Origin of the sequence: Nocardia sp. NPDC049737, assembly GCF_040674755.1 — a bacterium.
Taxonomy (GTDB): domain Bacteria; phylum Actinomycetota; class Actinomycetes; order Mycobacteriales; family Mycobacteriaceae; genus Nocardia.
Genome location: NZ_JBFANH010000004.1, coordinates 358605 through 379859 on the forward strand (window position 1 = coordinate 358605; position 21255 = coordinate 379859).

At 65.3% G+C, this 21255-nt stretch carries 20 protein-coding genes and 2 pseudogenes; 11 read left to right on the forward strand and 11 right to left on the reverse strand.

The features are described from left to right. Positions 1-157: 157 nt before the first annotated feature. Positions 158-640, forward strand: a complete 483-nt coding sequence (locus AB0J47_RS08430) for an adenosine-specific kinase (RefSeq protein WP_364341944.1) — start codon at positions 158-160, stop codon at positions 638-640. A gap of 116 nt (positions 641-756) precedes the next feature. On the opposite strand, the gene AB0J47_RS08435 is transcribed toward AB0J47_RS08430, so the two are convergent. The 3 genes from AB0J47_RS08435 to hrpB all read right to left on the reverse strand — a co-directional run bounded on the left by AB0J47_RS08435 (position 757) and on the right by hrpB (position 5071). Next, positions 757-1917, reverse strand: coding sequence for an NADH:flavin oxidoreductase (locus AB0J47_RS08435; RefSeq protein ID WP_364341946.1), 1161 nt, complete (start codon positions 1915-1917; stop codon positions 757-759). Further along, positions 1914-2489 (reverse strand): TetR family transcriptional regulator, encoded by a 576-nt coding sequence (locus tag AB0J47_RS08440; RefSeq protein WP_364341948.1) that lies wholly within the window; start codon positions 2487-2489, stop codon positions 1914-1916. The genes AB0J47_RS08435 and AB0J47_RS08440 overlap by 4 nt, the downstream gene beginning before the upstream one ends. Before the next feature lie 164 nt (positions 2490-2653). Then, positions 2654-5071: an ATP-dependent helicase HrpB gene (gene hrpB / locus AB0J47_RS08445; RefSeq protein ID WP_364341950.1), complete on the reverse strand. Its 2418-nt coding sequence runs from the start codon at positions 5069-5071 to the stop codon at positions 2654-2656. A gap of 357 nt (positions 5072-5428) precedes the next feature. On the opposite strand from hrpB, the gene AB0J47_RS08450 reads away from it, so the two are divergent. Further along, on the forward strand, positions 5429-6583 hold the full coding sequence (locus AB0J47_RS08450; protein WP_364341952.1) for an FIST N-terminal domain-containing protein: 1155 nt from the start codon (positions 5429-5431) through the stop codon (positions 6581-6583). Next, the gene (locus tag AB0J47_RS08455) at positions 6580-7326 is read left to right on the forward strand and encodes a Mut7-C RNAse domain-containing protein (protein ID WP_364341955.1); all 747 of its coding nucleotides are present in this window, start codon (positions 6580-6582) and stop codon (positions 7324-7326) included. Before AB0J47_RS08450 ends, AB0J47_RS08455 begins: the two co-directional genes overlap by 4 nt. Before the next feature lie 237 nt (positions 7327-7563). Here the strand turns inward: AB0J47_RS08455 and AB0J47_RS08460 are convergent, their stop codons facing one another. Both AB0J47_RS08460 and AB0J47_RS08465 read right to left on the reverse strand, forming a co-directional pair. Then, positions 7564-8589: a MerR family transcriptional regulator gene (locus AB0J47_RS08460; RefSeq protein ID WP_364341957.1), complete on the reverse strand. Its 1026-nt coding sequence runs from the start codon at positions 8587-8589 to the stop codon at positions 7564-7566. Next, on the reverse strand, positions 8583-9230 hold the full coding sequence (locus AB0J47_RS08465) for a HEAT repeat domain-containing protein (protein ID WP_364341959.1): 648 nt from the start codon (positions 9228-9230) through the stop codon (positions 8583-8585). Before AB0J47_RS08465 ends, AB0J47_RS08460 begins: the two co-directional genes overlap by 7 nt. Positions 9231-9530: 300 nt before the next feature. Here AB0J47_RS08465 and AB0J47_RS08470 point away from each other — a divergent pair, with 300 nt between their 5' ends. After that, positions 9531-10100 carry a hemerythrin domain-containing protein gene (locus AB0J47_RS08470; RefSeq protein WP_364341961.1) on the forward strand — a complete coding sequence of 190 codons (570 nt, stop codon included), beginning with the start codon at positions 9531-9533 and terminating at the stop codon, positions 10098-10100. A 138-nt stretch (positions 10101-10238) separates the two neighbouring features. Here AB0J47_RS08470 and AB0J47_RS08475 read toward each other — a convergent pair. Further along, positions 10239-10577: pseudogene (locus AB0J47_RS08475) on the reverse strand (transglycosylase family protein); the annotation flags it as partial. Between the two features lie 689 nt (positions 10578-11266). Here AB0J47_RS08475 and AB0J47_RS08480 point away from each other — a divergent pair. Beyond that, the gene (locus AB0J47_RS08480; RefSeq protein WP_364341963.1) at positions 11267-11482 is read left to right on the forward strand and encodes an MFS transporter; all 216 of its coding nucleotides are present in this window, start codon (positions 11267-11269) and stop codon (positions 11480-11482) included. Positions 11483-11640: 158 nt separating this feature from the next. On the opposite strand, the gene sigJ is transcribed toward AB0J47_RS08480, so the two are convergent. Then, positions 11641-12531, reverse strand: a complete 891-nt coding sequence (gene sigJ, locus AB0J47_RS08485; RefSeq protein WP_364341965.1) for an RNA polymerase sigma factor SigJ — start codon at positions 12529-12531, stop codon at positions 11641-11643. Between the two features lie 138 nt (positions 12532-12669). Here sigJ and AB0J47_RS08490 point away from each other — a divergent pair, with 138 nt between their 5' ends. Beyond that, positions 12670-13305, forward strand: a complete 636-nt coding sequence (locus AB0J47_RS08490) for an NAD(P)H-dependent oxidoreductase (RefSeq protein ID WP_364341967.1) — start codon at positions 12670-12672, stop codon at positions 13303-13305. Then, entirely contained in the window at positions 13271-13762 is a 492-nt protein-coding gene (locus AB0J47_RS08495; protein WP_364341969.1) for a nuclear transport factor 2 family protein, read from the forward strand. The genes AB0J47_RS08490 and AB0J47_RS08495 overlap by 35 nt, the downstream gene beginning before the upstream one ends. Positions 13763-13892: 130 nt before the next feature. On the opposite strand, the gene sigI is transcribed toward AB0J47_RS08495, so the two are convergent. Beyond that, complete coding sequence (gene sigI, locus AB0J47_RS08500; RefSeq protein WP_364341970.1) at positions 13893-14762, reverse strand: RNA polymerase sigma factor SigI; 870 nt, start codon at positions 14760-14762, stop codon at positions 13893-13895. Between the two features lie 147 nt (positions 14763-14909). Between sigI and AB0J47_RS08505 the strand changes: the two genes are divergently transcribed. The 3 genes from AB0J47_RS08505 to AB0J47_RS08515 all read left to right on the forward strand — a co-directional run bounded on the left by AB0J47_RS08505 (position 14910) and on the right by AB0J47_RS08515 (position 17836). Continuing rightward, positions 14910-15779 (forward strand): hypothetical protein, encoded by an 870-nt coding sequence (locus AB0J47_RS08505; RefSeq protein ID WP_364341972.1) that lies wholly within the window; start codon positions 14910-14912, stop codon positions 15777-15779. Positions 15780-15956: 177 nt separating this feature from the next. Continuing rightward, positions 15957-17384: a rifampin monooxygenase gene (gene rox, locus AB0J47_RS08510; protein WP_364341974.1), complete on the forward strand. Its 1428-nt coding sequence runs from the start codon at positions 15957-15959 to the stop codon at positions 17382-17384. Between the two features lie 197 nt (positions 17385-17581). Then, positions 17582-17836, forward strand: a complete 255-nt coding sequence (locus AB0J47_RS08515) for a hypothetical protein (protein WP_364341976.1) — start codon at positions 17582-17584, stop codon at positions 17834-17836. 128 nt (positions 17837-17964) lie between these two features. On the opposite strand, the pseudogene AB0J47_RS08520 reads toward AB0J47_RS08515, so the two are convergent. Beyond that, positions 17965-18057, reverse strand: a pseudogene (locus AB0J47_RS08520) (VOC family protein); the annotation flags it as partial. Positions 18058-18140: 83 nt separating this feature from the next. Continuing rightward, positions 18141-18797: a hypothetical protein gene (locus AB0J47_RS08525; RefSeq protein WP_364341978.1), complete on the reverse strand. Its 657-nt coding sequence runs from the start codon at positions 18795-18797 to the stop codon at positions 18141-18143. Positions 18798-19327: 530 nt separating this feature from the next. Here AB0J47_RS08525 and AB0J47_RS08530 point away from each other — a divergent pair. Then, positions 19328-20233 carry an aromatic prenyltransferase gene (locus AB0J47_RS08530; protein WP_364341980.1) on the forward strand — a complete coding sequence of 302 codons (906 nt, stop codon included), beginning with the start codon at positions 19328-19330 and terminating at the stop codon, positions 20231-20233. 69 nt (positions 20234-20302) lie between these two features. Here AB0J47_RS08530 and AB0J47_RS08535 read toward each other — a convergent pair whose 3' ends face one another. After that, on the reverse strand, positions 20303-21247 hold the full coding sequence (locus tag AB0J47_RS08535) for an aldo/keto reductase (RefSeq protein WP_364341982.1): 945 nt from the start codon (positions 21245-21247) through the stop codon (positions 20303-20305). Positions 21248-21255 lie beyond the last annotated feature (8 nt).

The following is a 21255-nucleotide window of genomic DNA, read 5'->3' on the forward strand; positions in this document are numbered from 1 at the left end:
CCGCCCTCATCCGCGAACTCCTTGTGTTCATCGCCTCGCAACGTACTCGACAAATCCGACATAGCCCACTTTTCCTGGTACCAGGGGTACTGCGCGCCTGGAAGGGACGGGCGTGTCGCCCTGGCGCACAGACTCGAATGCGGCGCAGGATAGTTCGATGGAGCTGACTTCGGTACACATCGATAAACCGGACGATCTCAACGTCATCATCGGGCAGGCCCACTTCATCAAGGCGGTCGAGGACCTGCACGAGGCGCTGGTCGGGACCAGTCCGCATCTGCGTTTCGGGTTGGCATTCGCGGAGGCGTCCGGGCCGCGGCTGATCCGGACCTCCGGCAATGACGACGATCTGACCGAGCTCGCCACCAAGAACGCCGTCGCGGTCGGCGCGGGACATTCGTTCATTGTTTTCCTACGTGAGGGTTATCCGGTAAATGTCCTCAATGCGGTACGACAGGTTCCCGAAGTTTGTGGAATCTTCTGTGCCACGGCAAACCCGGTCGAAGTCTTGATTGCCGAGACCGAATTGGGACGCGGAATCATCGGAGTTGTCGACGGCGGTGCGCCACTCGGCGTCGAAGGCCCCACCGACAAAGAAGCCCGCAAACAACTACTGCGCCAAATCGGCTACAAGCTGTAGCACCGCCACGTTAATTCAGGCCGCGATTCGGTCCTGGAACCTGGACACCCGATCACCATGTATCGGTGGCGGCAAATCTCGACTCGGCCCGCCACCAATACATTCTCGGCCAGTTGTCAGACGAGGGGGCAGTGGGTGCGGGTGTAGATGGTGGGCATGCATTCGTTGCAGTGGATGCAGGCTGATCGGGTGGCTTGATCGGCTCGGATTCGGAGCAGGAGGTCTGGTTCGCGGAGGAGGGCGCGGCCCATGGCTACGAATTCGAAGCCCTCGGCCATTGCCGTGCGCATCGTGTCGAGGTCGGTTATGCCGCCCAATAGGATCAGTGGCATCGATAGTTCGCTGCGGAACTGGCGGGCGCGATCCAGTAGGTAGGCGTCGTGGTACGGGTATTCGCGAAGGAAAACGCGGCCCATCAGGCGAAAGCCCCAGCGTGCCGGTGCGGGAAGGACTTTCGCGAATTCCTTGCGTGGGGCGCTGCCGTGGAACAGGAGCATCGGGTTGAGCAGGGAGCTGCCTGCGGTGAGTTCCAAGGCGTCCAGTGCGCCGTCCGATTCCAGCCAGGCGGCCACCTGCAATGACGCCGGGAGCGAAAGTCCGCCGCGCACACCGTCTTCCATATTCAGCTTCGCGGTTACGGCCAGGCGGTCGCCGACGGCCTCGCGCACGGCAAGTGCGACCTCACGAGCGAGGCGGGCGCGGTTGACCGGGGATCCGCCGTATCGATCCTTGCGCCGATTCAGCAGCGGACTCAGGAACGAACTCACCAAATAGTTGTGGCCGAAATGGATTTCGACCGCATCGAAGCCTGCCTGCTCGGCCAGTCGCGCGGCATTCGCGTAGTCGGCTATGACCGTGGCGATTTCGGATAAGTCCGGAACATGCATGGGACGCATACCGAGTGGGCTGAACATTCGGCTCGGCGCCAGCGCGGGTGCACGATTGGATGCGGCATTGGCCACCGGCCCCGCATGGCCGATCTGGGCGCTGGCGGCGGCACCTTCGGCGTGTACGGCATCAGTGAGCTTGCGCAGTCCCGCGACGGCTTCCGGGCGCATCCAGATCTGGTGCCGGTCGGTGCGACCGCCCGGCGATATCGCGCAGTAGGCGACCGTCGTCATACCCACTCCGCCAGCCGCGATTTCCCGATGGAAGTCGATCAGATCGTCGGTGACCAGTGCCTCCGGTGTTCGTCCCTCGAAGGTGGCGGCCTTGATCACCCTGTTGCGCAAGGTGATCGGGCCGAGCGTCGTCGGTGCGAATACGTCGTTCGTCATTTCTCTCCTGCCGCGGTCAGTCCGGCGACCACGAAATCGCGCAATGTGCGCACCGCCTCGTCCGACAGTTCACGCTCCCCAGTGCCGATGCCGCCGAACTGCACGATGATCAGGTCGAATGCCAATCCCCAGCGCCGCCGACTCTCGCGTTCGCTCAGCTGCGGCAACAAACCGACCCAGGTGTCCATGCGGAACCAGTGCCGATGCCACATCGTCGGGTGCCGACCGAGTACGAATTGGGCCAGCAGCCGCAGGTGCAGCCGCCCGACCGGATCGGCCGCCAATCCGATGAACGGCTCGATCACCGCGTCCACCAGCGTCGACACCGAACCGTGTGCGACCGTCACCTCGGTTAGCCGTTCGGCCCACAATGACCCGAGCCGATCCTCCAGCAACGCCGCGACCAGCGCTTCCTTCGAGCCGAAGTGATAGTGCACCGCGGCGGGATTGGCCCCGGCCGCCGCGCAGATCGCCCGCACCGAGACATCGTCGTACCGCTCGGTCAGCAAGAGTCGCTCGGCGGCCAGCAATAGCCGCTCGCGTGTGCCCGCCGTGGCTGCCTGTTCCACCATGACCGTAGTCAACCACGTTCCCATCATCGATTCAATCATTGATTGAATCGATGATCGCCGACTGTGCTGTTGACCGCCACCCGCGACGTCGACCACAGCCAGGCCGCCGTCCTCGCGAGCCGCATTGCGGCAGACGCGAATTCGCCGGACTGATGCGTCGGGACCTAGCCGGCGTTACGGGCGGTGCCGCGGTGAGCGGGCACGCTGGTGGGGTCCTCCGGCCACGCGTGCTTGGGGTAGCGACCGCGCAGGTCGCTGCGGACCTGCGGCCATCCGGTGCGCCAGAACGACGCCAGATCCGCAGTGATCGCGACGGGGCGTTGGGCGGGTGAGAGCAGGTGCAGCACGATCGGGACTCGCCCATCGGCCAGCGACGGTGTCTGCGTCCAGCCGAACACTTCCTGCACCTTGATCGCGAGCACCGGCGGATCGGTCGAGTAATCGAGACGGACGCGACTGCCGGATGGCACTGGCAGGCGTTCCGGCGCGAGTTCGTCCATGCGCGCGGCATCGGGCCACGGCAGCAGGCGACGCAATGCCTGCCCCGCGTCGATGCGTTCGAGGTCGGCGCGGCGGCGTGCGGCGGCGAGTTCGGGGCCGAGCCAGGAGTCGGCATCGGTAAGCAGTGATTCGTCGTCGACCGGCGGCCAGGGCGCATCGAGTGTGCGGTATAGGAAGTCAAGGCGTTGACGGAGGGCGACCGCGTCGGAATCCCAGTGCAGCAGAGCAAGTCCGATCGAGCTCAGCCCGCTTCGCACTGCCGCACTGAGCAGTTGGAGATCTGGATCACGAATTTGTCGCTCCGACAACATGATCGCGCCCAGACGTTCGACCCGGCGGGCAACCACGTCACCGTCGATCCAATCCACCTCGTCCGCGAGCTCCAAAAGATTCGATGCCGCACGGCGCGCGAGCTTTTCGTCGGCCACCGCGGCCGACCGGATCTGCCCGTCGGAACGACCCGGATCGCGTGTCGCCACCGCGACCGCCAGCCACTCCGCGTCACTCAATCCGGAACCCGGAGGCAGGGTCACCGCCGTGCCTCCGGCCATCAGATAGCTCGCCGAGCCAGGACTACGTCGCCGTGCCAGCCGCTCCGGATGTGCCAGTGCGATAACGAAAGCCGGATCGTCGTCACCATCCGTCGCGTCGACCAGCCGGGACAGACGCTCGACCTCCCGCCGCCAGCGCGGTGGCCGCTCACGCCGCAACGCGCGCAGACCGGCCACGAGATCGACGCCGGACACGAGGGTGTCATCGTCGAGGACCGCGACAACTTCCGCCGCCGCCCGGGTGCCGACCTCGGCGGCACCGTCGAGCAGCGCTCGAGCCAATCGGGGATGCAATCCGACTCGTGCCATGTGTCGACCGCGCTCAGTGACCTCCCCCGCTTCGGTCACGGCTCCCAACGCGCGCAACACATCTCGGCCAGCGGCCAATCCGCCCTGCGGCGGTGCGTCCCACCACGCGAGGCCATGGCCATCGGGTGTTCCCCAACACGCGAGCTCCAATGCGAGACGCGTCAGATCCGCCGTGCGAATCTCCGGCTCCGGATAGGCGGACAGGGTGCCGTTCTCGTACTCCGGCCAGCAGCGCCATACCTTCCCCGGAGCCTCGCGTCCCGCGCGCCCAGCCCGTTGCTCGGCGACCGCAGCCGAAACGCGAACTGTCGCAAGGCCGGACAACCCACGTCCCCGATCGATACGCGGCACGCGAGCCAGCCCCGAATCCACCACGGCGCGTACCCCCGGCACCGTCAAACTCGATTCGGCCACCGCGGTAGACAACACGACGCGTCGCCGAGGGCCCGGCCGCAACGCAATATCCTGCCCGGCAGTGGAAAGCCTGCCGTGCAATGGAACCAGATCCACGTCTGCATCAGCCAAAAGATCCATGGTCCGGCGGATTTCGGCTGCTCCGGGTAGGAAGACCAGCACATCCCCGTCGCCCCCGACCAGCGCCGCCCGTGTAGCACGGGCCACCTGCGCTTCGCTGCGCTCCCTCGGCAACGACGGAACATACGCCGTGTCCACCGGATAGGCCCGCCCCTGCACTTCCACCACCGGCGCATCACCCAGTAGCACCGAAAGACGTCCGGCCGCAACAGTTGCCGATGTAGCGAGCACTCGCAGATCCGGCCGCAATCCGGCCCGCGCATCCAGCAGCAGGGCCAAGAGCAGGTCCGCGTCGAGATGCCGCTCATGACATTCGTCGAGGACAACGACATCCGCGCCCGCCAACTCCGGATCGCCCTGCAACCGCCGCACCAGCAACCCGGACGTGACAACCTCGATCCGGGTCCGGGCACTGACCCGCCGATCTCCCCGGACCGAATACCCGACCGTCTCCCCTACCGACTCACCCAACAACGCGGCCATCCGTCCGGCCGCGGCTCGCGCCGCCAAACGGCGAGGCTCGGCCACCACCACCCGCCCGAGAGTCTCCAACGCCAGCGGCACCAATGTCGTCTTCCCGGTTCCGGGCGGCGCGACCAATACGGCGGTGCCACGCTCGGTCAATGTCGCGACAATGCGGTCGAGCGCGGCACGCACGGGCAGATCAGGAAGCTCGGGCAGTTTCATTGCCAACCAGTCTGCAGCCCCGCACGAAGGACCTGAACCTCACCCCGTGATGGCAATCTCCGGCACGCGAGCGGCGCCGCGCTGATATCGGCGCAGGACGCCCCCGGTCGAGAACCGGGAATTCTCAGCGTGAGCACCTGCGCTAACCAGGACCCGCCGACCAAGTACGCGCCTACAGCGTGTTGTGCCGGGATTACGGCGCCCTCAGCATCCAGACGACCACACATGAGGCCGAGCTGGATCCCCTACCGATGCCCATACCCGACGCTCCGACGGCGTGTTTTGGTCCGATTCCGCTGAAATACCTTGTGCAGCAACACTACCCGCACACCCGGCCCGGGTGGCTACGATGGAGATGTGCGGATAGGAGTAGGGCTCTCCACCGCCCCGGGAGCGTGGCAGGCAGGAGCGGAAGCCGCAGCGCACGCACGCGATCAGATCGCGGGCGAGACGCCGTCGCTTGCTGTGCTGCTGGCATCACGAGCACATACCGACGATGCCGCGGCCGTACTCGCCGCAGTCCACCAGACGGTGCGGGTGCCCGCACTCGTCGGATGTGTGGCACAGGCGATCGTGGCCGGCCGCCGCGAGATCGAGAACGAGCCCGCGGTGGTGGTATGGCTGGCATCCGGATTGCCCGCCGTCGAGACATTCGAGCTCGACTTCGTCCGCACGGCGACCGGAGGGCTACTCGCGGGCTACCGCTTCGACCAGGCCGCACGCGACTTCCATCTGCTGCTACCGGACCCGTTCTCCTTCCCCGCCGACATTCTGCTCGAGCACCTGAACACCGATCTACCCGGCACCACCGTGATGGGCGGGCTGGTGAGCGGCGCGCAGGGGCCGGGCGGCTGCAGGCTTTTCCACGACCGCGATGTGCTGACCTCCGGCGCGGTCGGCGTGCGAATTCCCGGACTGCACGGTGTTCCCATCGTGTCGCAGGGCTGCCGACCGATCGGCTATCCGTATATCATCACCGGCGCGCGTGGCGCGCTGATCACCGAGTTGGGCGGCCGATCGCCGATCCAGCGGTTACGTGAGATCGTCGAGGTGATGCCGCCCGACCAGCAGGAGCTGGTGACGCAGGGCTTGCAGATCGGCATCGTGGTCGACGAGCATCTGGCAGTACCCGGGCAGGGCGATTTCCTGATCCGCGGCCTCCTCGGTGCCGACCCATCGAGCGGCGCGATCGAGATCGGCGAACTCATCGAGGTCGGCACGACCGTGCAGTTCCAGGTCCGCGACGCGGTCGGGGCAGATGAAGATCTGCGTGCTGCCCTCGTCCGAGTGGGTTCGGACCTGCCAGGACGCCCCGCGGGGGCGTTGCTGTTCACCTGCAACGGGCGGGGTCGCCGGATGTTCGGGGTCGCCAACCACGACGCCGCCGCGATCGAGGACCTGCTCGACGGCATACCACTGGCGGGTATCTTCGCGGCGGGCGAGATCGGCCCCATCGCCGGCCGAAATGCCTTGCACGGATTCACTGCATCGATGGCGGTCTTCGTCGAATGAGCGTCGACCTGCGGGTCTACGCCGAGCTGAACGATTTCCTACGGCCCGACGAGCGGTACACAGTACTGCGTCGACCTTTCCGTCCGCATCAGACCGTGAAGGACGTCATCGAGGCGGCCGGCATCCCGCACACCGAGGTCGACCTGGTGCTGGTCAACGGGCAACCGGTGACCTTTGCCCAGCACCCACGCAACGACGATCGGATCACCGCCTATCCGGTATTCGAGACTCTCGACATCGGCCGGGTCACCAGGGTGCGCCCACACCCACTGCGCGAGCCGCGCTTCATCGCCGATGTCAATCTCGGCGGCCTCGCCAAGCTGATGCGGCTGATAGGCCTGGACGTGCACTGTCGGTGGGACGTAAACGATGCCGCACTCGCCGAGCTGTCGGCGGCCGAGCACCGTATCCTGCTCACCCGCGACCGTGGACTGCTGAAGCGGCGCAATGTAACTCACGGCGTATACATCCGGTCGGACCAGCCGATCGATCAGATCGTCGAGCTGATCCGACGGTTGGACCTCGTCGAGCGCTTAGCGCCGTTCACCCGCTGCCTGCGCTGCGGTGGCGCCATCGTCGCGGTCGCCAAAGCCGAGGTCGAAGATCGGCTGCAGCCGCTCACCCGCCGCCATTACGACACGTTTCGCCAGTGCCGCGGCTGCGGGCGGATCTACTGGCAGGGCTCGCACCAGATCCGGCTCAACGCCACGGTGGACGCGATCCGCACCAGCCTGCAGTCCTGACCCCACCTCGACCCGACGCGAGCACGGCCCCGAATAGCCCGGATACCTGGCCGGTTCTCACGACGCGCGGGCGTTGTCCCTGTTACGCGGCAAGCGCGAGCTCGACTACTGACTACCCGCCGTCACCCGCCGTGTCAGGAGGCCAGGTCGGCCTCGGGAGCGAGCTCGGATCGGCGGAAGGAGCGCTCACCGGCCGGCTGGCAAAGAACGCACGGAAATGCTGATGAGCGAACGTCTCTAGGGCTGCCCGAGCTCGTCGTCCCGCTTTTCGAGCGTTTCCACCAGAGCCGAGGCGATGAGGGCCACGGCTCGATCATCGTCGTGGGCTAGTTGCTGCAGGGTTTCCAGCGCGATCGTTCCCGGCATCTCGGCGAGAGCCTGGGTCAGCCGTATCCGCACCGCCGAGTCCGCTGTGTGGGCGGTGAACTCGTCGACCAGCGCTCTCATGATCCGGCCTGCCCACTCCGCGTCCCGCGCCAACGTTCCCAAGAGCTCGGCCGCCTCGACGTCGCTCGGACCCTCGACCACCGTGCCGACAAGTTCCGGCACGGCCCGGGTCACGCCCCGCGCACCCAATGCGAGAGCAGCATGTCTACGGACCGTCGCGTCCGCGTCCCCGAGCGCGTCCGTGAGCACTGCGGTCGCCTCACCGCCCGGTAGCTCGGCGAGCGCCAGGACCGCGCGCCGCCGGACGTCCACATCCTCCGAGACCATGCCGGTTGCCACGCTCGCCACACCGTCACCGCCGGCCCGTGTGAGGGCCCACCGCAGGGCCCCGGCAACGTTCGGATCCGATTCGGTGAGAACCGCCTCGGCCAGCAGCTCGGCGGGCACCGACACATCCTCGGCCGAGGCCAGGACGGCTTGCTGCCGCCGGGTGGCACTTTGCGAACCGAGTCCGTGCAGGAGCTCGACGAGGCGCAAGACGTCCTGCCAGTCGGAGGGCTCGGCTGCATCGACCGTACGCAGCCGCTCGAGGAGTTCTCGCTCCCGGTTCAGTCGTTCTTCGGCTGTTCGGATGAGGTCGCCGACCAGTCCGGACGGAGTGAATCCGGGACCGTCGAGCGCGCGTCCGATCTGGCTCAGTGACAGTCCCAGGGACCGCAGCCCCTCCACATGGAAGATGCGCCGGAGGTCTTCGAGAGAGTATTCCCGGTAGCCACCCACGGTGCGCCCGGTCGGCCGTACCAGCCCGAGGGAGTCGTAGTGCCTGAGCATCCGGGCGCTCACTCCCGAGCGGCGCGCCACCTCGCCGATCAGCACGCAGTTGTCTCCTCCCGTTCTGGACCGAGCGCGACCACCCGTCTCGCCTCACCGACGGCGAGATCGAATCCGGCATCCGGGTCACGCAGAAGCCGCTCCGTAGCGCTCGCGTGCGCACGCACCGTCGGGTCGTGACTTGCCATCGCCTTCCGGAGGACCGGCTCGACCGCGTCGCCGAGTGCGACGAGGGCACGGCTCAGACTCAGTCGTACCTCCCGGTCACCGCGGCCGAATTGCGTGGCCAGCTCCGCGGCCAGCGCTTGCTTCTCCTCGTCGGGCACGAGAACGACAGCAGCGCGCCACGCACTCCGCGCGACCTCGTCGTCGGCGTCGTGCAGCAATGACCGCGTGATCGCAGGCCATGTGTCCCTGTCCCCGATCTTGGACAGCGTGTGCAGCGCTTGGCTGCGGGCTTGTGCGCGTTCGGAACGGAGTTCCGCGCGGAGTTTCGGAACCGTGATCTCCGACGGGAGACGGGTCAGCGCCCACGTGAGCATGTCGCGCACAAAGAAGTCCGGCTCGATCGCGCACCGTCCTACCAGCGCGTCTACGAAACCGGGCTCGGGATGCGTGCCGATCGCCAGAGCCGCCTCGAGTCGCGTCGACGAGTTCCCAGCCGCCAATGCGTCGAGCAGTCGCATGTCCTGTGGATTCGTGTGTGTCGAATTAATGGGTACCACCTCCGACAGCCAGTGAAGGCCTTCACACAGTGACAATGTCAAGCGCACGGGCGACACCACCATCGCATTGGTGGCCGACCCGTCGACTGCACTCGTCTGGCGCTCGATCCCCTGGCCGGTGAAGCGGACGTGGGCGGCTGGTGCGTTGGCAGCGGGGCGTCTCGGGGTTGCGTTATCGTCGGCTCCCTAAGGGATATGCCCGCAGGGGCAGTCTGCCCTGGCGTTCAATGCTGACCTGAAGTGCGGTATCAGGGAGGAATTATGGACATTACCGAGTTGATCCTGGATGACCACCATGAGCAGCGGCGGCTGTTCGCAATCCTGGAACAGATTGATCGTGCGGAGACCGGGGTGCTTTCCGCGATCTGGGACAGGCTGGCCGCCTTCCTCGAGCTGCACGCGCAGGCGGAGGAGGAGATCTTCTACCCCGCGCTGCTGCAGGCGGGCATCACGGCCCGGCGCGCGGGCGGGGTGGAGGACGAGACACTCGACGCCATCCACGACCACAACCAGATCAGGGACGCGATCGCCGAAGTGGCGCGTCATCAGGTCGGCACCGATGGCTGGTATGCGGCCGTCGCGGCAGCGAACTCGGCCAACAGCGATCACATGGCCGAGGAAGAACGCGAGGGCCTCACCGACTTTCGCCGCTTGGCCGGGCTGGCGCGCCGCCATCAGCTGGCCGTCGCGTTCGCCGCTTACGAGGCGCGCAACTACGCCGGCGTCCAGCCCGTGGACAAGGATCCCGTCAGCTACGTCCGCGAGGCAGAGAAGAAGCTGCGGACCGCTGCGAGCGGATCGCTGAGTGTCGGCACCCTGAAGCGGAACTGACCGGCAGACCGGCCGCGGCAGTCAGCACGCAACATCCCCTCGTGCCGCATTCCGCGCCGACCGAACCGGCGAGCGCGGGACGTCCGAAGCGCAACGCGCCGAGGCCATCTCGGGCTGCAGAGCCCTACTGTCTCACCGAAGGCCGAGCGCTGCCGAACATCCTGCCCAAGGGCCCCAGCCCTGAACGGCGAGCACTCGCTCGGCGACGGCGATCTGCTGCTCACGGGTGGCCTTATCGGCAGTCTGCCCATACGCGGCACCGCCATATGCAGCCCATGTGCCCGGCGCGAACTGCAGGCCGCCCTGAAACCCGTTGCCAGTGTTGATACTCCAATTACCGCCGGACTCACACGCGGCGAGGCTGTCCCATTCCTGATCGGTAGCGGCGGAAGCTTGGCCAACATATGCCATGCCGGCCCCGCCGATGATCGCGCTGGTAGCGACGATCTTCTTGAGTGGGGTGCCCAGAACGCTCATATCACAGTTCCTTTCGAGTCAGCAAACCTATACAGGCGCCCAAGCATGAAAGGTGATCACTGGATCTTTGGAGCCGTTCGAGTCTGTGCTGGACGCGGAGAGCTCAAGTGACAGTTCTCGATATCGTGTCCACATCGAAATAAAAACCTGTGTCGCGCGCGAACCTATTGGCAGCCGTTGGTGGATCGAAAAGCTGCGGCGACCGAACAGATGAATGACGGTGCGCACGCTCGGTAATGCCGATTACAGGCCATGAATGGTGGCGTTTGATCACATGAGGCTGCATGAATCCATGCCAATGGCTGCCTTGTTCACGTTTCCAGAGTTCCGCCCGCCCGGTATCGCTGAAGCGCTGCATGTGGTCGATCGACTGCCGAGAACCCTTCTACCAGCTGAAGTATCGAACCCGACGCCGCAGCTCCGGATGTATACCAGCCCAGAAACCGGCTCGCCCCGCAACTCGCGATGTCGGAAACCCGCATAGGCCATAAAATCCCTGCAATGGCAAGTGGTCGAACAACAAGTTCAGGAATTACCGGACACCCACAGCAGGCCATGAAATCCGTTCAGCCGCAATAGGTTGGACAAAAAGTCGGAAACTGAAAGGGGTGTGACGATTGACTACGGTCCAACGGTCAATTCTCACCGACCGCATTCGAAGGTGTTCATTACCACGTCCGCCAACGCTGTTGATCTGGCTGGACAACACCGTCCTGAGTACTAACTTCGAGACACTCGCAGACCCGGTACGTGGACTGGACGCCGGCCCGGCCGAACTTCAGTGGGCCACAGGCTCTTACACGCTGGCCTTCGCCAGCTTGATCTTCACCGCAGGCGCATTGGGTGATCGCTTCGGTCACCGCACAGTGCTCGTAACGGGATTGGTGTTCTTCGCCGGGTCCTAGATATGGGCGGCGTACGCACGCGCAACGTACATTCGGTGGCGGCAACGCGGCGCTCGGATTGCTTGGGCTGGTACAGGAGCCGGACTACGGTCGAGGAGGCAGCCGCTCTATATCTAGCGCCATGATCGCTGTCCTCAGCGTTGGAGCATTCCAGCGGTTCAGCCGACTGTCCAGGACCGCAGTTTCTCCGGATTCCGAATCGCCCAGATGCGAGTGATCCGGCCGTCGACGATGTCGAAGGCGTAGACCGACACGATGGTGTCGGCGAGCTGCGCCACCAGCCCGGGTTGGCCGTTTACCGTGCGCTCGAGCAGCATTACCTCGGGGCCTCGGGCGGCGATTTCGATCCAGGCGCGCGCAATCTGCTCGCCGCCGATGATCGGATGGCGGAAGGCCGGGGCCAGGCCACCGCTGTCGGCGGTCGCGGTCGCGGTCGGATCGAGCAAACCGATCAGGGCCTCGATATCACTCGTCTCCCAGGCCCGTTTGAAGTCCCTGACCACCTCGGAGCGCTGGGGGCTCGCCGAGCCCCGCGAGGTGTCGATGCGGCGGCGGGCGCTGGAGGCGAGCTGGCGGCAGGCCGCGGGAGTGCGCCCAACGACATCGGCGACCTCGGCGAAGGAGTAGCGAAAGACATCGTGCAGGACGAACGCCACCCGCTCGGCCGGTGTCATGGAATCGAGCACGACGAGGAAGGCCATACTGATCGACTCGTCGAGGGTGACGCGGTCGGCCGGATCGGCGGGGGCGGGACCACCGAACCATTCCGAATGGCCGGGAATCGGCTCCGGAATCCATTCGCCCACATACCGTTCCCGCCTGGCTCGCGCCGAGCCGAGCAGATCGAGACAGATCCGGCCGGCGACAGTCGTCAACCAAGCACCGGGCACCGCCACATCGCGGCGCTGCCGCTCCGACAGCGCGTACCAGCGCACATAGGTCTCCTGCACCACATCCTCGGCCTCAGCGAGCGAGCCGAGCAGCCGATAGGCGAGATTGATCAGCTGACGGCGTTCACTGATCACCGAGCTCAGTTGCGGATCGGTCATGGTGTTCGGCTCCTTCGGTCGATGCGTCCCTCACCGAAATCGACGAATCAGCGACCCGATTTGTCAGGCGACCTGACATTCCGGACGGCTGTGTCGTCGGAAGGCCGTGACACTTTCAGCAAAGCAGGAGTTCCGGAAATGACCAAAATCGGCATCATCCTCGGCAGTACCCGACCCAACCGCAACGGCCCGCAGGTCGCCCAGTGGGTTCTGGACACGGCATCGCAGCGCGGCGACGCCGAGTTCGAACTCATCGACCTGCGCGACCACCCGCTACCGCATCTGGACGAGCCCGTGGCGCCCATGTTCGGCCCGTCGGTCCACGAACACACCCGCGCCTGGGCCGAGCGGATCGCCCCGTTCGACGGCTTCGTGATGGTGACCCCGGAGTACAACGGCGGGGTTCCCGGGGTGCTGAAAAACGCCATCGACCACCTGTGCGGGGAATGGACCGACAAGGCCGTCGGATTCGTCTCCTACGGGGTGAGCGGCGGCGCCCGCGCGGTGGCGCAGCTGCGGGTGGTCTGCAGCACGCTGGGCATGGCCGATGTGAGCCGTCCGGTGGAGATCTCGGTGCTCACCGATTTCGAGAACTACACCACCTTCACACCGCGCGAGCGCCACACCACAGCGCTGAACACCTTGCTGGATCAGCTCATCGCCTGGAGCACCGCCCTGGCGCCGCTACGGCGGCCCGCCACCGATACCCCGCACATCAACTCCGAAGGTAGGGCCAATCATGACGACGCCGAACGACTTTCAGTCACACGCTGACCGAATCGAAACGCAACGCGAGTTGGATGAAGCCGAGATTCGCCAGCAAATCGACAAGGTAGTCGAAGGACTGCGAGCCAAGGACCTCGAGGCACTGAAGCAGGTGTACACAACCGACGTCGTGTCCTTCGATGTCGAGCCGCCACTCCAGCATGTCGGGATAACGGCGAAACTCGAGAACTGGGCGAACGTGTTCCTGTTCTTCGAGAATGTGACCTATGAGGTTCGCGACCTGACGTTCACCGTAGGCGACGAGGTGGCATTCGGGCACGCCTTCGTGCGCCTCAGTGGCACATTGAAAAACGGGACGGCGACGAGCGGTATGTGGGTCAGGGTCACCTACGGTCTGCGGAAAATCGACGACACGTGGTTGATCGCGCACGATCAGGTCTCGGTGCCGCTCGACATCCCGAGCGGGAAAGGAGTGGTCGACCTCGAGCCGGTGACGAAAATCTAGGGCCGTCTCCAACGGTTTGACGAAAGCCCCCCGCTGGACGGGGGCTTTCGTGCGGCATAGACCAAGCGCCACAGACTCAATCGCGGCGGCGGCAGGAATATCCGTACTCGCGAGTCCCCGATGTATCGCCTCATCGACGGGTGGTGGGGTTGACCGTCGCTTCGATCTTGCGGACGAGGCCGTCTTCGACGGTGAGTACGAGCAGTGCGAAGAAGCGGTGATCGATGAAGGCGAGGATGGCCGGCTGGTCGAGTACCGAATGGGACACGAGGACTGCCCGGTTGGTGTAGTAGGTCAGTAGATTCTGGCCGACCTCGGTCCGTCCGTGGGAGATCTGGGGACCGATCGAGCCGCCGAGGAATGTGGCGATGCCCCACGCCTCGGGGTGCAGAACGGTGAGCAACGTGGTGAGGTCGCCGTTCGCGCACGCATCGATGAATTTCGCTGTGACTGTTCGGTATTCGGGGGCGAGCGCGGCGGTGTCGGGCCGGGTGCCGGCTAGTTTGAGCCGCGCGCGACGAGCCAGTTGGCGGCAGGTTCCGATCGGTTGCCCGAGCGTCTCGGCGATGGTGTCGAACGGCATGGCGAAGACATCGTGCAGGACGAATGCGACCCGCTCGGCGGGGCGTAACCGCTGCAGCACCACCAGCAGTGCAAATTGGACGTCCTCGTCGAGAGTGATCCGATCGGCCGGATCGGCCGCGGCGGCTCGGTAAGGCGAGTCGAGTGCTTCCATCCGCATCGGGTCGCCTGGCCATTCATGGCGGACTCGCGCCGACCGCAGCATGTCCAGGCATATCCTGCTGGTGACGACGGTGAGCCATCCGCGCACGTCCGCCAGCACGCCGATATCAATGTTACCGAGCCGCGTGAAGGCTTCCTGCACAACGTCTTCCGCGTCACCGATGTCGCCCAGCATCCGGAACGCCAGATCGACCAGGTACGCCCGATTGCCCTGCCAGGCCTGATCGAACGCGGTGCCACGGTCGTGCGGGGTCATTTCCATACCTCGAGGACGAAATGACCTCGATAAAAGTTACGCGCAGGCGCCCTGGAGCTGTTGTAACTTTCCCGATCGCCGCCTCGTCCTATTGCTCGCGTACACGGATCCGCATCAGCGGATCCGATTCGGGAACCAGGAGAGGCAATGACACTCATCACGACACACCGTCCACACGCGTTCACTCGGCTGCTGGCCGCCATGGCGGCAGCCGTCGGTACGGCTTTGGCCCTCTCGCCGGGGGCAGCGACCGCGGATGCGGACAACCACGATGTCGATCAGTATCTCGGCACCTGGAATTACGATCAGCCCGACTTCTCCAGCGGAACCAACATAGCGGTGATGCAGCTGCCGGCCTCGGAATACAAGATCCCACAGATCGGAACGGTCGTCTTCGAACGAGAGCCCGGCGGTGTGGTCGGTCGTAGCGATCAGGGTTGCACCTGGCACTTCGCGCTCGGGTCCGACGGTCTCGACCTGACCTCCAAGGACCAGTACTGCTTCAACAAGGTGATCGGCTCCGGCTACAACGTCGACACCTGGCACGTCACCGTCCGCGGCAGACGGGAAAGGGAAACTGTCCATGCGACAAGCGATTTCAATGGCGGCCAGTATCCGTTCGTACTCGACAACGCCAGTCGTACCAGAGCCGGAATCGAGAAGCCCCACGAAACACTCGAACACTTCATCGGGACGTGGACCTTCGACCCGGCCGATCCTGCGCGGGGGATCAATCTCCTGAACCCGCAGCGAGCCCCGAAAACGGGATCGGTGACCTTCACTCCCGGTGATCGCGGCCAGGTCGAGGCCCGAACCGACGACGGATGTGTGTGGATGTTGGCAGCCGACGGCAACACTGCCGAACTCGCTTCCACGCCACAGCAGTGTGGCTCCCAGACAGTGAATTTCTGGTCGATCGCCAGCGACGGCCATCATGAATTCGCCGTCGTGAACGGCATCGACGCGCAAGGGACCGGCTACCTGCTGAGCATCGGATCGCTCACCAAGACCTCCTGAGGCCACCACTGCCCGCCTCTGGGGGCTCGACAGGTTCTATGCCAGAGGCGGGCAGGCTCGTCCGCCTCCCGCCACTTTCACCATATCGCGTACCCCGGGGCTTGCGGCAAGACCCTGGTGATGCTGCAGACTCGTCCGCTGCGAGCAGGCGCACGCCTTGCCCGGAGGAGGGTTCGGATGAGTGATGTCATCGTTGTCGGCGCCGGCCCAACCGGATTGATGCTGGCCGGTGAGCTCCGGCTACAGGGCGTCGAGGTCGTGGTGCTGGACAAGGACGAGCAGCCGGCTCCGTTCGTTCGTGCCCTCGGCATCCACGTGCGCACGATCGAGATCATGGAGCAGCGCGGCCTGCTGGGCAGATTTCTCGCGCACGGCCGAAAGTATCCGCTCCGCGGATTCTTCGCGGGCATCGCCAAACCCGCACCCCCTTACCTGGACACCGCACACGGTTACGTGCTGGGCATCCCCCAGCCCGACATCGACCGGATTCTCGCCGAACATGCCACCGAAGTCGGCGCGGACATTCGGCGCGGCAAGCGCGTCGTCGCGGTCCATCGAGACGACGACGGCGTCACCGCCGAATTGTCCGACGGCACAACGCTTCACGCACGCTACCTCGTCGGCTGCGACGGCGGGCGCAGCACCGTGCGCAAGCTGATCGATGTCGGCTTCCCCGGCGAGCCGTCGACGGCCGACACGCTGATCGGCGAAATGGAGGTGACCATGCCGGCGGACGAACTCGCCGCCAAAGTCACCGAAATCCGCGAAACGCAGAAGCGATTCGGAATCGGACCATCCGGAAATGGCGCGCACCGCGTCGTGGTGCCCGCAGCCGATGTCGCCGACGGTAGCACCGTCGCGCCCACCCTCGACGACATCAAGCAACAGCTGCGGGTCATCGCCGGCACCGACTTCGGCGTGCACTCACCGCGTTGGCTATCGCGCTTCGGTGACGCCACCCGTTTGGCCGAGCATTACCGTCGCGGCCGGGTGCTGCTCGCCGGCGACGCCGCACACATCCACCCGCCGATGGGAGGGCAGGGTCTCAACCTCGGCGTCCAGGACGCGTTCAACCTCGGCTGGAAGCTCGCCGCCGCGATCAACGGCTGGGCACCGCACAACCTGCTCGACAGCTACGAATCCGAGCGGCGTCCGGTGGCCGCCGACGTGCTGGACAACACGCGTGCACAGGCGGAGTTGATTTCCACCGAAGCGGGGCCGCAAGCGGTGCGGCGCTTGATCTCTGAGCTGATGGACTTCGACGATGTCACCCGCTACCTGATCGAGAAGATCACCGCGATCTCGGTCCGCTACGACTTCGGCGACGGCCATGACCTACTGGGCCGGCGGCTGCGGAACATCACATTGACCCGCGGCAACCTCTACGACCTGATGCACGCCGGCCGCGGAATGCTGCTCGACCAGACCGGACAACTGTCGGTCGATCGATGGAACGATCGCGTCGACCACATCGTCGACACCAGTACCGAATTCGACGCTCCCGCCGTGCTGCTTCGTCCAGACGGCCATGTGGCATGGGTCGGGGACGCGCAGTCGGAGTTGAATACCCATCTGGCTAGGTGGTTCGGCCGCCCGGCAACCTAAGTGCATTCGTACTGGTGCGCTACGGAGTCCCAGCGGGGCGGCCACGCTGGATATTTCGACCGTGGGCGTGCCGGGTCGTCAGCCGAGGGCTGTCAGGGCCGGAGCGAGGTGGACGAGATGGTCGATGCCAGGAGCGAATTCGGTGCCGATCGGGAGCAGCAGGGTGACGTGGTCGGCCCCGGCGGCCAGGTGTGCGCATGCACGCCAGCCGTAAGTACCGCAACGTCGAGGCGGGCAGTCGGGTGTCGTTCGTCGTCGACCAGCAGGTCTCGTTGGAGCCGTACGTTATTCGCGGCATCGAAGTGCGCGGCACGGCCGAGGCGCTCGACGACCAGGAGCCGCCGTTCCCTCCCCAGGAACGCTCGATCATTCGGATCCATCCCGAACGGATCATCTCGTGGGGCATCGACGGCGGCTCCTTCGATTTCACCAGTCGCACGCCCAACAGCTAAGTGATCGCGCCCGTAATTCCCTTGGAGGTCAAGCGGCGCGGGCTCGAGCGGTCGTCTCGCTCGGCTGGTCCTGTTCGAGTTCGTGGCGGTCGAGCCTGGTGAGTAGATCGGCGCCAGGACGCACGTGGTCAGAGGGGCTGGAGCCGGGCGTGCAGGAGGCAGAATTCGTTGCCCTCTGGGCCGGCCAGGACGTGCCAGCTGTAGGTGCCGGCCCGGCCGACCTGGGTACTGTCGGCAGATTCCACGACATGTGCAGCGGCGCAGGCAGACCCGGCGATTCAAAGATGTTGTCCGAGTTGACTGCTCACTCACGGGGTGTCCCGTCCCAACGCCATGTCGCGAGCCGACGGTGCGCGGGTAGTTCCGCGCGTCCGGTGGCCCACAACAGAGTGGTCCACGGATCGGTGGATTCCGGTGCGTCCGGAAACAGTCGGGCAAGCACCCGCGTGCACAAAACCGCGGGTGGGTGCCAGGCGAATCCGAGCCCCTGCGCAAGGTCGTGGGTATGCACCAGGGTCTCTACAACTCCCATCGCCGCGAAGCCCTCGGGATCCGAGATACCGAAGACGTGGTAGGCGCGGGTCTGCGGCGGCGTCGTGCGCACCATAGAAACCAGCAGCGTCCCGCTCGCCTCCAGCACTTGCAGCAGGCCGTTGGGTCCAGCCGCACGATCCGCGTGCACTGCGTTCGCTGGGCCGCCGGGTCGTCGACTCTCCCAGAGAAACGGCACCTCGCTTTCCAAGGGCGGCGTTGCGGGGGCCAGTTGAACGGCGTACGCGAACAGATCGTCGCTGAGATGCTCGACGGTCTCCCAGCAGTCCCATTCGAGCGAACCGGCCTTACCGTCCCACGCCGCTGCAGGCGCCTCGCGAAGCGCCGCCACGGCCAACTGAACGGCAAGGTGGAGGTCCTCGGCAGTGACCCGGGGCCGGGGAGCGCCACTCTCAGCTGATCGGGACATCACCGAACCATACCCACAATCGAAGGGGCACATCGCAGTTCGCGTCACACGCGGTGCCTGCGCCCGCGTAGCCGGACCGGCCGACTGCTCGGGTCTCTTGGCGGGCATATTCGCGCCTGCCGCTTACGGCGCGGTGAGCGTGCGAGATGCGCTGTAGCACAGAATATTCGCTCACGTAATTCCGGCGCGCTCGGCGGAATGCGATGCCCCGTATCCCCACCGGCCGAGAGCAAACAGTCCATGAGGTGGCATCTTCGTGCTTCGGGAGCAATAGAAACGGGTGCTACCGGAACGCCGGGTTGGCATTCCAGACACGCTGAGGCAGCCGCCCGATCGGCGCGATCTATCGGCACGACATGGAGATTCGACTCCCACGCTGCAAGACCGTCGACTGAAAGCCAACGACTACGTCGCAGCGTAAAGTGTTGTCTGCGTACCCCATTCGCTCAGCCGGACATGACTTGCTGTCTGGTCGACCGGGATTGGCGAGACCGCGATGTTGTTCGTAGCACCCCTCTCTGGAAGGACGCATGTTCACCACAACCGAATCCGAGCTGGACGATCTCTATGCGGCCATTGAGAAATCCGCGCGGCTAGTGAACGTCCCCTGCGCGCGAGACACTGTCTGGCCCACCCTGACCGCATACGGCACGATGCTCACGCAGTCCGTGATCTCTTTCAGAGTGGTCACCGACGCCCGCCGCTCGGGAGACCTCGACTACCGTTTCTTGACGTTGCCGAGAGACGTCGACCCTTACAACATCGCCCTTTCCAACAAACTGCTTCCCGAGACCGAGCATCCGATTGGCGCTCTGCTGGACCAGGTCCAGAAACAGTGCCCCATCGACAGCTACGGAATCGATATCGGCGTAGCCGGCGGCTTCAAAAAAATCTGGCCGTTCTTTCCTGCCGATGGCGTGCAAAAGGTATCGGAGCTTGCCGCGCTTCCCTCCATGCCGCCCAGTCTCGCCGACCACGCCCGCATGTTCGCACGTCACGGCTTGGAGGACAGAGTCGGCTTGCTCGGCATCGACTACCACGACAAGACGATGAACGTGTATTTCCCCGGACTGCCGGCCGACTACTTCGGACCCCGCGCGATCGTGGCGCTGCACCGAGAAGCCGGACTTCCGGATCCGAGCGATCAATTCCTCGCACTCACCGAGAAAGCATTCGATATATACGCAACCATCAGCTGGGAATCTCCTCGGATCGAGCGCCTCTGTTTCCCTGTGATAACCCCGGACCCGACAACGCTCCCAGTCCCGATCGACCCGCACTTCGAGCAACTCGTCGACAAAGTTCCGTTCAGCACGACCGACCGTCGATTCACCTATGCCGCGACCTCGTCGCCCCGTGGAGAGTCCTACAAATTCAGTTGGTTTTACCAATGGCAACCCCGAATACTGGACAAGATGAAGACGTCCGATTCATAGAACTGTCAATAGGGCGTTCTCCGTAGAAGTACCTGTGCGGCCGGGCCGGTTACATCCCAACAGGTGTGCTCAACCGAGCGGAATATCGGCGGAGGTCGACGGGATCGCGTCGAGTGCGGCCATGACGGTGTCTTGCAGGGCGATCGTCGCGGCGGCGATATTGGCTTCGAGATGGCGGATGCGGGCGGTGCCGGGGATAAGCATGATGTTCGGTGCGTGGTGCAGCAGCCACGCGAGGCCGACCTGGGCGGGGGTGCAGTCGAGGGATTGCGCCGCGGCGGCGACGACCGGATCGTCGGTGACCTTCGGCATGGTCGGGAAGGCGCTGCCGAGCGGGAAGAACGGGACCCAGGCGATCTGTTCGGCCGCGCAGAGTTCCAACATGCCCTCGTCGGCGCGGGAGACGAGACTGTAGGCGTTCTGGACGCACGCGATCCTTGCGGGAAGGGCCCGGCGCAGGCCGTCGAGGGTGATGCCGCTGAGCCCGATCGCGCCGATCTTGCCCTCCTCGCGCAGCGTGATCAGGGTCGCGAGTTGATCGTCGAGTTCGACGATTTGGTCGCCGGAGGCCCGCAGGCCCGGCCCGGCGTCGAGGCGGCGCAGGTTCACCACCGGGATCCGATCGAGGCCGAGGGAGGCGAGATTGTCCTCGACGCTGGCCCGCAGTTGCTCGGGTCGCTGAGCCGGCCGCAGCGGGATGTCGGCACCCGGCGCGGGGTCGGCGCCGACCTTACTGACGACCACGACGCCGTCCTCGGGGCCGAATGCGTCCCGGATGAGCCCGTTGACGAAGCCGTCACCGTAGAACTGGGCGGTATCGACGTGGTCGACCCCGAGTTCCCACGCCCGGCGCAGCAGCGCGATCGCGGCGGCGCGGTCGGCATGCAGGCGTTCGAGTTGCATCGCGCCGTATCCGATGCGCGACACCGTGTGGTCGCCCAGCGTCCCGGCCCCGCCGGGGCGCGGCACGCCCGAGGGAGCGAGCTTGGTGAGGGACGTGATCTTCGCGGTCATGGGTTCTC